11 protein-coding genes are annotated in these 15608 nt (G+C 35.5%); 6 read left to right on the forward strand and 5 right to left on the reverse strand.

All coding sequences use genetic code 11. The annotated features are described in order from the left end of the window. Positions 1-34: 34 nt before the first annotated feature. The 4 genes from HEQ28_RS07945 (at position 35) to HEQ28_RS07960 (ending at position 2863) form a co-directional block, all read left to right on the forward strand. A complete protein-coding gene (locus HEQ28_RS07945) occupies positions 35-760 on the forward strand; it encodes an SPOR domain-containing protein (protein WP_434501735.1) in 726 nt (241 codons plus the stop codon). 26 nt (positions 761-786) lie between these two features. After that, positions 787-1380, forward strand: coding sequence for a GTP cyclohydrolase I FolE (gene folE, locus HEQ28_RS07950; RefSeq protein WP_434501736.1), 594 nt, complete (start codon positions 787-789; stop codon positions 1378-1380). A gap of 76 nt (positions 1381-1456) precedes the next feature. Next, the gene (locus HEQ28_RS07955) at positions 1457-2089 is read left to right on the forward strand and encodes a DUF4840 domain-containing protein (protein ID WP_434501737.1); all 633 of its coding nucleotides are present in this window, start codon (positions 1457-1459) and stop codon (positions 2087-2089) included. Positions 2090-2110: 21 nt separating this feature from the next. Next, complete coding sequence (locus HEQ28_RS07960; RefSeq protein WP_434501738.1) at positions 2111-2863, forward strand: exodeoxyribonuclease III; 753 nt, start codon at positions 2111-2113, stop codon at positions 2861-2863. Between the two features lie 532 nt (positions 2864-3395). On the opposite strand, the gene HEQ28_RS07965 is transcribed toward HEQ28_RS07960, so the two are convergent. Further along, positions 3396-4769, reverse strand: coding sequence for a metallophosphoesterase (locus HEQ28_RS07965; protein WP_434501739.1), 1374 nt, complete (start codon positions 4767-4769; stop codon positions 3396-3398). 191 nt (positions 4770-4960) lie between these two features. Here HEQ28_RS07965 and HEQ28_RS07970 point away from each other — a divergent pair, with 191 nt between their 5' ends. Then, the gene (locus HEQ28_RS07970) at positions 4961-6040 is read left to right on the forward strand and encodes a helix-turn-helix domain-containing protein (protein ID WP_434501740.1); all 1080 of its coding nucleotides are present in this window, start codon (positions 4961-4963) and stop codon (positions 6038-6040) included. A 301-nt stretch (positions 6041-6341) separates the two neighbouring features. Here HEQ28_RS07970 and HEQ28_RS07975 read toward each other — a convergent pair whose 3' ends face one another. Next, positions 6342-6851, reverse strand: a complete 510-nt coding sequence (locus HEQ28_RS07975) for a VCBS domain-containing protein (RefSeq protein ID WP_434501741.1) — start codon at positions 6849-6851, stop codon at positions 6342-6344. A 2091-nt stretch (positions 6852-8942) separates the two neighbouring features. Here HEQ28_RS07975 and mgtA point away from each other — a divergent pair. After that, positions 8943-11627, forward strand: a complete 2685-nt coding sequence (mgtA, locus tag HEQ28_RS07980; protein WP_434501742.1) for a magnesium-translocating P-type ATPase — start codon at positions 8943-8945, stop codon at positions 11625-11627. A gap of 130 nt (positions 11628-11757) precedes the next feature. Here mgtA and HEQ28_RS07985 read toward each other — a convergent pair whose 3' ends face one another. The 3 genes from HEQ28_RS07985 to HEQ28_RS07995 all read right to left on the reverse strand — a co-directional run bounded on the left by HEQ28_RS07985 (position 11758) and on the right by HEQ28_RS07995 (position 15607). Beyond that, positions 11758-12756, reverse strand: coding sequence for a glycoside hydrolase family 130 protein (locus HEQ28_RS07985; protein ID WP_434501743.1), 999 nt, complete (start codon positions 12754-12756; stop codon positions 11758-11760). A gap of 93 nt (positions 12757-12849) precedes the next feature. After that, entirely contained in the window at positions 12850-14127 is a 1278-nt protein-coding gene (locus HEQ28_RS07990) for an MFS transporter (RefSeq protein WP_434501744.1), read from the reverse strand. Positions 14128-14140: 13 nt separating this feature from the next. Further along, entirely contained in the window at positions 14141-15607 is a 1467-nt protein-coding gene (locus tag HEQ28_RS07995) for a glycoside hydrolase family 125 protein (RefSeq protein ID WP_434501745.1), read from the reverse strand. Position 15608: the final 1 nt, after the last annotated feature.

Here is a 15608-nt window from a genome sequence, read left to right on the forward strand (position 1 = left end):
CATATTTTCAACATTAATACACATACAAGAATATATGAATAAGTTCGTTATATCGTCAATAATTGCATTAGGTATTTCCGTCAACGCTGGCGCACAAACTTATCTCGACCATCTGAAGAAGAACGTCGCAGGTAAAGGTAACGTTACTGTTACCCAAAGCAAGGAAATTGATGAATTGGTTAACGGCAAGAAGATACAGACTCAACAAAAGGCTGACAATACCGTCATAAAAGAAAAAAAAGCTGAAACTAGCAGAAGCGAAAATAACCGCAACAGAAACAATATCAAACCGCAAAACGTGATTGGTGACTCTGCAAAGCATCACAACAATAATTATAACTATAACAACAAGAATGAGAATATAGTTAATAATGAGAAGAGTCCTGAGAAACGAGAAAACACAACGAAGCAGAAAAGCGAGCCAGTTAGGATTGACGACGAAGAAGAGTTTGACATTCCAACAATTGACATGCGCAAAAAAGTGATGCGCGGCAGCAGAAAGATTACAGGATTCAGAGTCCAAGCTTTCTCCGGCGGCAACTCAAGAAATGACAGAATGAAAGCTGAACAAGCTAGAACGACGATAAAACTTAAATATCCCGAAGAACCTATATATGTGCATTTCTATTCTCCACATTGGATATGCAGAGTAGGAAACTATCGGAGCTTTCAGGAAGCAAAGACTATGCTCACGAAAGTTAAGGCTTTAGGATACAGACAAGCATGTATTGTGAAGGGAACTATTTCCATACAATACTGATATTATTAACATTAGAACGATAAGATATGAATCCGGAAAATGAATTTCGTGATGGTCTTGACGACCTAGCATTACATTATAAAGAGGTATTGAAAATATTGGGCGAGAATCCAGAGCGTGAAGGGCTTGAGAAAACACCTATGCGTGTAGCAAAAGCAATGCAGATTCTTACCCGCGGATATACACAGGATCCGCATAAGGTTCTTACAGACGCTATCTTCAAGGAAGATTACAACCAAATGGTAATAGTTAAGGACATTGACGTGTTTTCACTTTGCGAACATCACATGCTACCTTTCTACGGAAAGGCACATATAGCCTATATCCCAAACGGATATATCACAGGATTAAGTAAGATAGCACGTGTTGTAGACATATTCAGCCATAGACTGCAAGTGCAGGAAAGACTTACCCAACAGATAAAAGACTGTATTCAGGAAACCTTGAAACCCCAAGGCGTTATGGTTGTTATAGAGGCCAAGCACATGTGTATGCAGATGCGCGGAGTAGAGAAACAGAATTCTATCACCACGACAAGTGATTTCAGTGGAGTATTTAATTCTCTTACTACACGACAGGAATTCATGAGTCTTCTTCGTGGTGAATCTAAAAGAATATAAAAAAGTAAGCTATGGGATGCAAGATTCTTACATCCCTGGCATTTACCTTATACATAATATTAATTTAAAACATGATATGAAAAATCTAAAAAACGCAATCTTGATTTTGTTCTGCTCAGTTTTGGCAGCAACAACTTTTACGTCGTGCCTAAGCGATGACAACAACGACAACAACAGCAACATCATCACCCTTACTGGTGCACAGCGTAAACAAACTCTCCAGGCTCTTGAAGGTGATTATTCTGGTTATCTCTATTTCTACAATGATACCAAAAAGGATTCTGTAGAGGTTGACTGGATGGTAACTGCATCAGATTCTACATTTACAAGTCTTTCATTCCCTATCAGCTTCTTGCAGAACTATGTATCTACTAACTCTGCCGTCAAAGATGCTATTACAAATGCAGGAAGACAAACTCTTATAGGAGCTGTTAACACGTATGCGCAAGCTTCAAATACATATTGGAATCAGAGTTATTATTTCTATTTAATGACTCCTGCTAACAAAACGCTTAAGTTTAATTACAACGGGAAGGCTTGCGAAATAACCTTCGCTGATTATATGGCTAGTAGTTCTTATGGATATCTCTATCCACAGATTCAATACTACAATAAAAAGAGCAGCATCAATTTCGTTATTAAGAGCGTAAAGGTTGGCGACGATCAAATTGATGTAAACACTGTCTTCCAAGCTGTCGGAAGTAAATAAACTAATTAAAACAGTCACAATATGAAATTTATCTCTTGGAACGTTAATGGTTTGCGTGCATGTGTTGGAAAGGATTTTGAAAAGTATTTCAATACTTTAAACGCAGACTTCTTCTGCCTTCAGGAAACAAAGATGCAGGAAGGGCAACTTGACCTGCAGTTTCCGGGTTATGAATCTTATTGGAACTATGCCGAGAAAAAGGGATATAGCGGAACCGCTATATTTACAAAGCATAAACCATTGAGCATTAAATACGGGATTGGGATCGAAGAGCACGACCATGAAGGCCGCGTTATAGCTCTTGAATATGATAAATTTTATATTGTAACTGTTTATACACCAAATTCTCAAGACGGACTTCGTCGTCTGGAATATCGTATGAAATGGGAAGAGGATTTTCAGGCTTTTCTTCATGAACTTGACAAAAACAAACCTGTCATCGTATGTGGTGATATGAATGTAGCACACGAGGAAATAGATATCAAGAATCCAAAGACTAACCATAAAAATGCAGGATTCACAGATGAGGAACGAGAGAAAATGTCGATATTGTTAAACAATGGATTCATTGACTCTTTCCGTACTTTATATCCAGAGCAGGTTACTTACAGTTGGTGGAGTTATCGTTTCCATGCTCGTGAAAACAATACGGGCTGGCGTATCGACTACTTTCTGACTTCAGAACGGATAAAAGATAATATCGAAGATGCCAAAATACATACAGATATATTTGGTAGCGATCATTGCCCTGTAGAACTAGACATCAACTTATAATGTCTAGTAATTATCTATTCGGCATCAAAACAGCTTTTTAATGGAATTATCGTCACTTCATCACTTTTACTCTGTTTTAATGGAGTAAGAGCAAAAAATTAGTGAAGGGATAAAGGTAAGAAGTGACGATTAACTTAAATACTCATCCAATTTTGATGACTTTTTCTCAAATAAACAATACCATATCAGTATTCTTTATTTATAAAAAGTTTACAACTATATTGAGAATTCTCAATATTATATTATGTTTATTTTCGTGAAATAAATAACAACCTTTGTAGGGGAATCTGATTATACACCTATAGAGAAATATTAAGATAATAGTCTCATCATAATAGTAAAAAAAGAGCAGTGAGAGAAGATACACATATTATATATCGTACACTCACCGCTTTTCATTTTATTTACCTGATTACTTCTATTACATAAGTCGTTAACTTTATTTATTTTGCATTAAATACAAAAACATTTTCTCTATTTTTAAACGAAATTTGATTAAGTATATGGAAAATCTTGGAAGTCTACATTATTGTTATTTTTGATCAGTAGACAAATCAACATCCTTACTATTTAATACGCTATGTGCACCATAAAGATATTTATATAACTTAATATTTAGCATTTTATGATTCGTCTTATTTGGAGTGATAACAACAAAATTCATATTAATTGAATCTTGATCAATATTATTATTCCTTATACGACTTTTTCTATCTTCCCAAGTTCCTGTATTAGCATAAACACACGAGTGGTTATTCTTATTATAACTAATCATCTTTGGTATATGAGTGTGTCCAAATATGACAACACGAATATTTTGTTTATCCACACTGCTAAAATACTGAGTGTAAGACTGGTCATCAACATATTGAGTTTTCAGACTTCCAATAATTGCAGAATCAATAGGTGTCATAACCTTTACATCATTAGCTTTCATACGATTATTCCAAGCTTCTTGAGTAAACAAACCATTATACATTTTCATTTGTATATTTCCATTTGCATCGTTATAAGGGAGAACGTCATTAATAGAATAAGTCTTAGTGAAATTATCTACATTTGTGGTAATAATCTTGTCATCAAAGTTATCATTAACATATATAACACTATCTAAAACTTGCTTCCACAATTTATAATATACATATTTACTAACTTGTTCTGGATCCTTCTTATTGTTTAATACTACATCAGGCACCCTAGTTCTATTTCCTATTGCAATTGGATTTACAAATGAGTTAGCAGCAATACGAGCAAAGAAATATCCTGGCGCAAAAGTAGTTCCCTTAACGTTTGGATCGGCCTCATCTAGAGTTAAGTCACTGAAAAAATCATATCTATGCCCATGCTCTATAGCTATTTCTGGATAATTATCAGGATGATAAGTTCCTAAGCCATTGCGTCCTGCATCACGAGCTTGATTCACTCCGGGCATTGCTAAATCTATGTTAGCTGGAGTAAATCCCATATCATGATTACCAGGAATATAAGTTACCTTAATTTTCTTATCAGTTATAATACCATTAAGAACATCAAATATAGCTTTATTTGCAGCTACAGTTTTTAGTATGAAATCAGACTGACTTTTGTTTTCATAAGTATTAGTACGTGAAGGGATATACCACTCATCAAACATATCACCAGCTATAACCAATTCTTTTATTGTACTAGATGCCCTTACTTCCTTAAGGAACTGGTTTAGACGGTTAAGATGTTTCACATTTTCAGAGTAAGCAAGATCATTTCCTAGATGCAAATCGCTAATAACAACAATCTTGTTTCTTAAAACACTATCAGCAAGTTCGCTAGATGGGTCAAAAGGATTGTCAACCTTCGCAACATCATTATCAGTACTACAAGCTACAAATAAGGAGGCAAACAATAAGAATAAAAAAGATATTTTTTTCATCGTTAGTTAATTTTAATTATTATTTCTTTTGTTATTAATAAACAGTGCATGAATACAATCAACGTGGCAAAGTTAATCAATACTATATATTCAGGTGTTTCATTATCACAATTTGCATGTCTCATTACCACAAAATTTGATGATATTTACTTAATATACCTATTTTTTGATTAAATTTGCAAAATAAAATTATGAAAAGTCTATATTTAGCCACCACATTTGCCGCGGCCATAGCATGCTTGCTTACATCGTTGCTCATATTCGCCCGTAGAAAAAGTGGCGAACGATCTAGAATTATTCTTTCATTTATAGTATTCTTCTCTGTAATCAGTTACATAAGAAGATTCTACGTTTTGTGCAATGGAGAAGTCCCTGAATTAGTGATTTCTGCACCAATGTTATTAGTTGCTATATTCATGGTGATTTCATACATTATGTATCCTCTTGAAGTAATTTCACCAGGATATCTAAATGTATGGCGAGTCATAAAACTATATAGTCCATTACTTTTTTTAATACTAATTTATAATGTATTAAAAATCTTTGGAGTCACATTTCCACCATATCATTCTTTATTAGAAATGCTACCCCATTTTACAAGAATTGATGTTTGGTTTAGATTTTTTCTTGTTGTTTTGGTATTTACTCCCGTCTTTTTAATATTCACAATACCATATACTAGACATTACAATAATACAGATAGAGTTTGGATGATGAAGTATACCATTTGTTTCATCATAAATACTATTGCATATATCATTATACTCATATCTGATCACCTTATTATAAAAACTCTCTATTATTATGTTAGTGCAGGATGCAGCATATATATTGCATACATGGAATTATTTGAAAGGCTGATAAAGCTACCAGAATCAAATACTGCAGAAACCACTTATGAAGATAGTAAAGAGGCTGAATACATTGAAGAAATAGAAGAGAAAGCAAATTCTTTATGTGAAAGAGTGGTAATATATATGAGGCATACGTTAGACTACAGAAATCCAGATATCTCTCTAAACTCTATGGCAGCATCTCTATACACCAATAGAACTACACTCTCAAAGGCTTTGAGAGAACTCGGATATACCAATTTCAATGCATATATAAATTCTTTGCGCATTGAAGACTTTATTAATCGAGTAAAAAACGAACAGATATATAACTATCAGGATATATTCTACAATGTGGGATTCCGTTCTAGATCAACTGCCATCCGCAATTTTAAGCAATATACAGGTAAAACGCCTTCAGAATATTTCAGCAAATAGAGACCATAAAAAGTTTTTTTCATGTCACCAACACTTTGTTTATAAGGGATGAGTAAGTTACATTATAAAAACTTTTTCTAGTGGAGATGAATATCAGATATAAAAAAGCAACGTGAGAGAATAGTATCATATCATTCTAATAGGACGTTCAAGTCTTTTATCTTATCAACAGTATCAAAACGCTGTAAAAAGTATAAAACGAAAATGCCCGCTTCTCACGAAGCAGGCATTTTCTTCTTGTTTATTGTTTAAATAGAGACTTTTGTAATTTATCTTTTTATTAAGAGAGAAATCAAATTTTTTACATAAAAGACTTCAAATCAGAGATAGGACGTTTCTCCATAGTGCCATCAGCATTTGTTATTGTGAAGTAATCATGAGCTGATTTACCGTTCTCAAACTGAACTACTGCAACACCACCCTGACGCATCTGCATTGTGAAATATCCTTCACGTTTTCCGTTTACATACTTTCCGTGCCATTTCTCCTTACCATTTTTATAATAAGTAGTAATCTCACCGTCGAGTATTGTATTTGCATCATTACCAAGATCAATAAAACTGTAAGCACCTTCTGCCCTCAAAGTTCCATTCATATAGAAGTCTTGGAAGACATTTTTCTTATTAAGTCCTTGACCTTGTTTCATTAGCAATCTATAATAGCTTGCTTGTCCACTTGTAGCAACATTCATCATGTTTTCTGCATAATAAATAGTGTCAGCTACAACAACTGCATTTTCGGCTACATGTTTGCGACCATAACTTACGATGGTCAACATTGCCATTACTGATATCAAAAGAAATCGTCTCATAATCGTATATTTTTTAGGTTTTTATTCTTTTCTGATGCAAATATATATAATTAATCTGATACAGCAATAATTTATTAACACTATTTTATACATATTTTTTCACTATAAATTAGTCGTAATTTAATAACCCACTTTCAATTTGAAACTTATCAAAAATAGGGCTAAAAACTTTCAATTTGTAAAATAGCCCTATTTAAAGCACATGTAAACTAACAATTTAGTTACTTTTTGCACAGTTACAAGTGGAAAACAAGCTGTTCACGCACACAGTAAATACAACACGGTTACAATCTGTATTGTAAATTATTTTTGCTTTTATCAATTTGAAACAGTTAACAACTTGATATATATCAAGTTGTTTCATTAACGGTATCCAAAGTGACACTTTGGACGGATTACAAGCATAAATATTACACGAAGAAAACCTCTCTTTAATTCTGTGACAAATAAAACTCTATATTACTCATTTTATAATGATACGGCATTACACTAATACTTATATATATAATGTACGAGAGAACGTTCTTACACAAAAACAAGTAACAAATTAATGATTCGCTAGTAACACGTTTACAGAATAAAATGTAAGCAAGAAACTAAAAGCAACAATTTATTTAATCATTATAAAGCTTAGTTTTAAAATATATCAGACATCACGAGTGTCCACTTAAAATGATTAACATTTAGTGTAGCGCATTATAAATTAAATATTTAGAGTCTATATTTCTCAGTGACGATTTGAGTTTTGCCCTTTTAGGGTGTATCCCCCTGCATTTTTGGTGTTTTTTAGCTACGAAGCTACGGTAACTCTCGCAAAACCCATAAACAGTGGGATTAACGATACATAGCTTGCAGGATTTAGCTACGGTAAGCTACGTTTTAGCTACGTCAATTTGTGTCATTTTAAGGATGAAAAGTATTTTATAAGTAAATCTGTCAAAGAACTGTTGGCTGCATCTGAAAAATAGCACACTTAGATTTAGTAAACAGGAACAGATTTTTCTGTGCTTAAAAGTTCTGCCTAATTCCGCTGAATTCTCGGCAAAGGTACTGCAATTTTTTTGCCCATACAATGGAATTTAGGTTAGGCTGTTAGCCAAAGTTTTAATTATTAGGAGCAACACATTGATGGCACACGTGCGTGCGCAGGCGCACTCAGAGTCTTTCGTAATAACAAGTGTCGAAGTGGCTATCCATTGTGTCTCAATTTGTTAGAACACTTTTTCGGGTAGAATAAAGTGAAGGTTATTCGTCGGTAAAATATGGGTGAAATTTTTCCTCCTATTGCATTCCATTTTACGACGTAATTTGATATGTTTTGCGATGTTTTACAGTGTTTTCTATGATGAAATGCAGTGTGTTTCATCGATCAAACGCAAACTTTACATCGTAGAAACGTCTGCGTTTCTACGTGCAAACGTTTCCGTTTCTATATAGAAACGCATGCAAAACTTGATATTTGACGGTCGGGCCACCGTCACTTTATTTAGTCAAATTCGTCGATAAAATACTGATTTTCAATAAGTTGACAATTAGACGCTTATATTTTGCAAAACCCTAGGTATGCGCGTGCCTGCACGTACATTATATAGGCTGAAAAAGATAACGTAGCTAGAACGTAGCTTGCGTAGCTAAATCCTGCAAGCTACGTATCGTTAATCCCTCTGTTTATGGACTTTGCGAGAGTTACCGTAGCTTCGTAGCTAAAAAAAAACAAAAATACAGGGAAGGCACCCTAAAAGGGCGAAACTCAAATTGTCACTGAGAAATATAGACTCTAAATATTTAATTTATAATGCGCTACACTAAAGGTTAATCATTTTAAGTAGACATTAGCGATGAGACATAATGAACCAACATATTATTTATTTGAGATTAGAAATCTCTAATAAGCAACTCTTTTTATCATCTGATAGTCTGATTTTGGAATATAATAGATTACTTTTGCGGCAAATTATAAATTATAGTTCATTATGGACGATAAATCCGATAGTCATATTAAAAATAAACCCGATGTCATGAAGGTTGATTAGGATATAATACGTCCTGATTACCTCCATATACGTCATAACATTCATGGAGGTAATTATAATGAAATTTAAAAGAAGACCTCAGTTGAGACCAATTAATGGTTTCAAAGACCAAGCAGAAATTTTAAGGAAAGCAAGTTGCTGCAATGAAAACGAATTGTATGATCAAACAGCAACAACAAGAAACGGATTAGATGATTCACAAGTAAAAGATCGCCTTGAAACATATGGATATAACGAGGTGAGACAAGAAGGTAAGGTATCCTGGATAAAACAACTTATCAGCGCATTCATCAATCCTTTTATCGGAATACTTATTTTTATTGCCATAATATCTGCAATAATAGATATCTGGTTACCAAAGATTTCCGACAGAGACTATTCTACTGTCGTAATGGTTTGTATTATGGTAACTGTAAGTGTAGCCCTAAGATTTATTCAGGAATACAGAAGCAACAAAGCAGCAGAGAAGTTGAAAGACATGGTAGAGACTACTGCTACTGTTGAAAGAAATGGCGAAAAGTATGAAGTTGACATAAAAGATATAGTTCCTGGAGATATCATTCACCTATCAGCAGGAGATATGATACCAGCAGACTGCAGGCTTATAAATGTAAAAGACTTATTTGTTATTCAATCTGCACTTACAGGAGAATCATTACCAATTGAGAAAAATGCTACATGCTATAAAACAAAGGATGCTGAGAAAAGTCCGATTATAGATTTACAAAATATATGCTTCATGGGTACAAATGTTATAAGCGGCACTGCAACAGCGGTCGTTGTGACAACCGGTGAACATACTTATTTTGGTTCTATCAGTAAGACTGTTACTGGCAAAAGACAGGAAACAAGTTTTGACAAGGGTCTGAAGCGTGTAAGCTATCTGTTGATTTCATTTATGGCAGTTATGGTTCCTGTTGTGTTTATTATAAACGGTATAGCCAAGGACAATTGGGTAGACGCAATGCTATTTGCTGTAGCAATAGCTGTAGGTCTTACTCCAGAGATGCTTCCTATGATTGTCACAGCAAACCTTGCAAAAGGAGCTGTTAACATGAGTAAGAATAAAGTAATTATAAAGCGCCTTAATGCAATACAGAACATCGGAGCAATGGATACTTTGTGTACAGACAAGACTGGTACCCTTACACTTGACAAGGTTGTATTAGAGCGTCATCTTAACATATATGGAGAATCAGACGAAGAAGTATTAAAGTGGACTTACCTAAATAGTTATCATCAGACAGGATTGAAAAGTCTGTTAGATGTAGCCATACTTAACCATGTTGAATTGCATGACTCACTAAAAGCAGACGAAGCCTATAAAAAAATAGACGAGATTCCTTTTGATTTCCAGCGTCGACGTATGTCTGTTATACTTGAGCGTTCAGACGGTAGTCATCTATTAATATGTAAAGGTGCTGTAGAAGAAATGCTGCAACTATGTTCACGAGCATACGATCCTGGAGAAGACAGACAGTTGCAGATTGATACCGACGAAATCCTACCAATGGATGAAAAAACAAGGGAGCACATCATAAAGATGTCTAAAGAATTAAATGAGGACGGACTTAGAATACTTATCGTTGCAGTAAAGACATTTGATAATAGAGACCCTACATATTCTGCAGAAGATGAAAAAGATATGATTATGGCTGGCTTCGTAGGTTTTCTTGATCCAGCAAAACCTTCAGCACAGACTGCACTTTCTTCTCTTCAGCAATTGGGAGTAAACGTAAAAGTACTTACTGGTGATAATGAAATCGTAACTAAGAAAATTTGCAATGACGTAGGCATCAAGTTCGACAAGATTATGCTTGGAAACGAATTGGAAATGATGGATGACAACGAGTTGAAAGAAAAACTTGAAGAAACTGTTATTTTCGCGAAACTAAGTCCTATGCAAAAATCAAGGATTGTAACTCTGCTTCAGGAAGAGGGACATACCGTAGGATTCATGGGTGATGGAATAAATGATGCCGCAGCACTAAAGACTGCCGACGTTGGTATTTCTGTAGATACTGCGGTAGATATTGCCAAAGAAAGTGCAGACATCATTCTATTAGAGAAGGATCTCAATATATTGCGTACTGGTGTAGAATATGGAAGAATTACATTTGGTAATATTGTAAAATACATCAAGATGACAACCAGTAGTAATTTCGGAAACATGCTAAGTATGCTAGGAGCAAGCATCCTCTTACCATTCTTACCGATGCTTCCTATCCAGATATTATCCCAAAACATGTTATATGATATCTCACAGACCGCAATACCTTGGGACAATATGGACGAGGACTTCATCAAGAGTCCAAAAGTATGGCATACCAAAGGTATATCAAGATTCATGTTTTATATGGGACCAGTAAGTTCTATCTTTGATTATATTACATTTGCGTTGATGTACTTCCTCTTTTCTGCATGTGTACCATCATCTCAAAGTCTGTTCCAAACAGGATGGTTTGTTGAAGGGCTGTTATCACAAGTACTCGTGATTCATATCATACGCACTGGTAAAATACCTTTCATACAAAGCTGCGCTGCATCACCTGTAGTATTTATGACATTAGTTATAGCAGTGATAGGACTTATAATTCCTTACACATCAATAGGGGCGGCTCTTAAAATGACTCCATTGCCTATAATGTATTATCCATTTTTAGTGGCAATATTATTAGGTTACGGAGTTCTCACACAAGTAGTGAAAAAATTCTTTATAAGGAAATATGGACAATGGCTATAACAGTCATTCAAAAAAGATAATTCACAACACTGTTATTATTATCTTTGTCTAAACAAAAGGGATTACATCGTATACTGATTTTCAGAACGATGTAATCCCTTTTTCACAAACTAACAACTGAGTTATAATACTACAATATGTTTGTCCGACGAGTAAATTCGATAATTTCTTGTATATATCCAAAAGCCAATCCTGTGACCGTATCGGCACAACCATAATATATTGCAACTTTACCTGTAACTGGATCATGCAGTTCTGCACAAGGGAAACATACGTTCGGAACATCTCCAACGCATTCATATTCCTTTTGTGGAGAAATTAGATATTGTCCTGAACGACATATTACTTTCCAAGGTTCATCAATATCCAACAATGCTGAGCCAAAGCTATATACATACCCATTGCATGAACGAAGAACACCATGATAAAACATTAACCATCCTTCTGAAGTCTCTATAGGAACAGGACCAGCACCAATCTTCATGCACTGCCATGCACTAACCTCGAAAGCAGCCGGAGACATTACATGACGATGATGCCCCCAATATTCCATATCAGGTGAGTCACTATAAAAGATATCGCCAAAGGCTGTATGACCTGTATCACTAGGACGACTAAGCATAGCATACTTACCGTTTATCTTACGCGGAAACATTACTCCATTACGGTTATATGGTAAAAAGGCATTTTCCATTTGATGGAAAGTATTAAAATCGGTAGTCCAAGCCACACCTATGGTTGGTCCATAATATCCGTTACACCATGTAACATAATAGCGGTCATCAATGAAACATACACGTGGGTCATATCCATATACCCATTCTCCGATTTCATCGTCATTACAATCAAAGTGCAGTTGCTCCTCGTTTATTTTCCAGTTAACTCCGTCATCACTGAATCCTGCATGCAAAGTCATTCGACGATTTTTATCATCACATCTGAATACACCAGCAAAGCCTTTGTCAAAAGGTACGACCGCACTGTTGAAAATACTATTCGAGTCAGGAAGCAAATCCCTCTGAATAATAGGATTAGCAGAATAACGCCACAAAGGGTTATTACAATTAGCAGGACGGTCCTCCCAAGGAATATTTGGAAGAGAATTGCCAGATATTACTAAATTCTTCATGTTATTTTGTTTTTAAATTACTTGTCATCTTAAATTTTAAGATAATAATGTGAACTATCATAGAAATTCTATTTATAAGAGAATTCTAATTAATTAGTTGATAACATCATCAGTAAATGTAAATGGGACAAAGCGTGTTATCAGTATTGCAGGTATAGCACAGAGCAATACGAAGACAAAGAATGCCCGATATCCCAACCAATCACTTACGAAACCGCTCAACATTCCAGGCAACATAACTCCTAGATTCATTATTCCACTTGCAAAGGCGTAATGAGCCATCTGATGCTTACCACGTGCAACCTGTTGCATCATGAACAACGTCAAGCCGACAAAGCCAAAACCATATCCAAAATACTCCATTACAATGCAACTGCCAACTAACCACAGGCTTTCAGGTTGGTAAATTGCAAGAATAGTATATGCAACAAATGGTATATTAAACACCAAAGCAAGTGAAAATATGGACTTACGCAGTCCCCGATGAGCAATATAATAACCAGCAAGAATAGAACCAATAACGAAAGCGGCTGCTCCAAACGTACCATAACATATTCCTATTTGCTGTTCTGTGAGCCCCAATCCCTGTTCTGCACGCGGAGCCTTAAGGAACAACGGCACAATCTTCATTACAAACCCTTCGGCAAACCGATATAGAATTATAAAAAACAGATAATATATAATATGTTTCTTTTGGAAAAAATCAACAAAAACATCACAGAGTTCTCGCAAATGCTCTCTCAATGTTATATTTACAGGAGACGAACTTGCAGCAGACCTCAGCACTAACCCATGGTAACAACCAAGAGTAATCATCATAACGCCAATTATAAGCATTATTATCATCCATGCGTTTCTCACGCCATAGTCATCGATAAATACACCAGCTAGATACACCAATCCACCGGTTGCCGCTATTTTAGCTATATTATAGAAAGCTCCCTGCCACCCAATCCATCTAGCTTGTTCGGATGTTGACAAAGATGCCATATAAAATCCGTCAGCAGCAATATCATGAGTAGAACCGCTCAAAGCTATTACCGCAAACAACGATATAGTTATCGCAAAGGGCGAAGGCAACTGTAGTCCAAAGGCAACCAATGCAAAGATTATTCCAGTAAGCACCTGAGTAAAGACTACAAAGAACTTCTTTGTTTTATACATCTCAAGAAATGGACTCCACAATGGTTTCAATGTCCACGGTAACATTATAAGTGATGTCCATAGCGCAATCTCGGAATCACTAACTCCAAATCCTTTATACATAAGGGTACACACCATATTTAATACCACAAAAGGCATGCCCATAGCAAAATACAAGGTGGGTACCCATGCGACAGGACTAATTTTTCTTCCACTGTTATGCCACATAATATAAGATGTATTACAAATTGTTCAATAAGTCAATTTTTCCGTCATCGATTAACTTTATTACAAGTTCGCCAAACAGAGTATTCTGCCATGCAAACCAAGGACGAGTATATTTAGAAGCATCATCCTTATTAAACGATTCATGAATGAAACCAGTCCCTGCATCGGTATTAATAAGAGTTTTCATGCACCAACGAATCTCGTCATCATCAGTTGACGTAAATGCTTTCATCATTATACTCATCGGCCAGACCATGTTATAACCGATGTGTGGTCCACCTATTCCCTCTCCAGCTTTACCTTTAAAGAATGTTGGATTATCAATACTCCATACAAAGCGACGTGTGTTTTGATATATAGAATCATCAAGGCTCACGTCTCCCATGTATCCTAAGCCCAAAAGACTTGGAACATTTGCATCATCCATTAACAGCTGGTTTCCAAATCCGTCTACCTCATAAGCATATATCTTTCCATATATAGGATGATTATAAATACAATATTTCTTTAGTGCAGCTTCTACTTCATCAGCTAATTGACTACATTTCGTTGCAAGAGTATCATTCTTGTTTACCTTACTTAATATCTCGGCTGATTTACGCATTGAAGAAACAGCCATAAAATTAGAAGGTACTAGGAATGGTAATATCGTAGCATCGTCAGAAGGTCTAAACATCGAAGCAATGAGTCCTACAGGTCTTACAGGAGCACCATATCCATCCCACCCTACTGTATCGAATGCACGGTCTGTTGTTCTTAAAAAATGATATGGTCCTACATCATTTTTACGCTGTTGCTCCCTGAAAGTCTTAATTATATTAGCAATAGCTTGTTGCCATTCGTTGCCAAACACAGATGTATCACCTGTTACTTTCCAATATCTGTATGCAAGCCTCAACGGATAACAATACGAATCAATCTCGTATTTGTGTTCGAATACATCTTTCTGCATCTGCGTATCATCTTTCTGCCAGCCCGCACCTGTCGGTCCATCATTATACGCATTGGCATAACGGTCTATATTGATAGACTTTAACTGCCGCAATATCACCCCTCTCAACATCTTTCTCAACTTCATGTCCTTATCAGCCAATGACACATAAGCCCATACTTGCGCACCGGAATCACGCAACCACATCGCAGGTATATCACCTGTATAAACAAATGTATCATCATCACCGTTAGCAGCTACACGATAATGCACAGTTGTCTCAAGTGTATTTGGGAAACAGTTGGAAAACATCCATGCAAGTCTCTTATTGTTTTTAAGGAGTTTCTGCACCTCCTTGATTTTTTTCTCAACAGCCTCTGACGTAAATAGTCTTTCATCTAAAGGAGGACGCTTTGATTCAAAATCATTTCCCTTATATATCTGTATACTTGTATAGCGAGCGTGCACATCTACTTTTCCATTTTCCTGTGCGACTGAATAACATGCCATACACAAAGAAAGAGATATAATAACAATAAATCGTTTCATA

The organism is Prevotella sp., assembly GCF_051059605.1.
Lineage (GTDB): Bacteria > Bacteroidota > Bacteroidia > Bacteroidales > Bacteroidaceae > Prevotella.

Coding starts and splice junctions, on each gene's coding strand:
- HEQ28_RS07945 (WP_434501735.1), top strand. CDS start 35: ATGAATAAGTTCGTTATATCGTCAATAATTGCATTAGGTATTTCCGTC.
- folE (WP_434501736.1), top strand. CDS start 787: ATGAATCCGGAAAATGAATTTCGTGATGGTCTTGACGACCTAGCATTA.
- HEQ28_RS07955 (WP_434501737.1), top strand. CDS start 1,457: ATGAAAAATCTAAAAAACGCAATCTTGATTTTGTTCTGCTCAGTTTTG.
- HEQ28_RS07960 (WP_434501738.1), top strand. CDS start 2,111: ATGAAATTTATCTCTTGGAACGTTAATGGTTTGCGTGCATGTGTTGGA.
- HEQ28_RS07965 (WP_434501739.1), bottom strand. CDS start 4,769: ATGAAAAAAATATCTTTTTTATTCTTATTGTTTGCCTCCTTATTTGTA.
- HEQ28_RS07970 (WP_434501740.1), top strand. CDS start 4,961: ATGAAAAGTCTATATTTAGCCACCACATTTGCCGCGGCCATAGCATGC.
- HEQ28_RS07975 (WP_434501741.1), bottom strand. CDS start 6,851: ATGAGACGATTTCTTTTGATATCAGTAATGGCAATGTTGACCATCGTA.
- mgtA (WP_434501742.1), top strand. CDS start 8,943: ATGAAATTTAAAAGAAGACCTCAGTTGAGACCAATTAATGGTTTCAAA.
- HEQ28_RS07985 (WP_434501743.1), bottom strand. CDS start 12,756: ATGAAGAATTTAGTAATATCTGGCAATTCTCTTCCAAATATTCCTTGG.
- HEQ28_RS07990 (WP_434501744.1), bottom strand. CDS start 14,127: ATGTGGCATAACAGTGGAAGAAAAATTAGTCCTGTCGCATGGGTACCC.
- HEQ28_RS07995 (WP_434501745.1), bottom strand. CDS start 15,607: ATGAAACGATTTATTGTTATTATATCTCTTTCTTTGTGTATGGCATGT.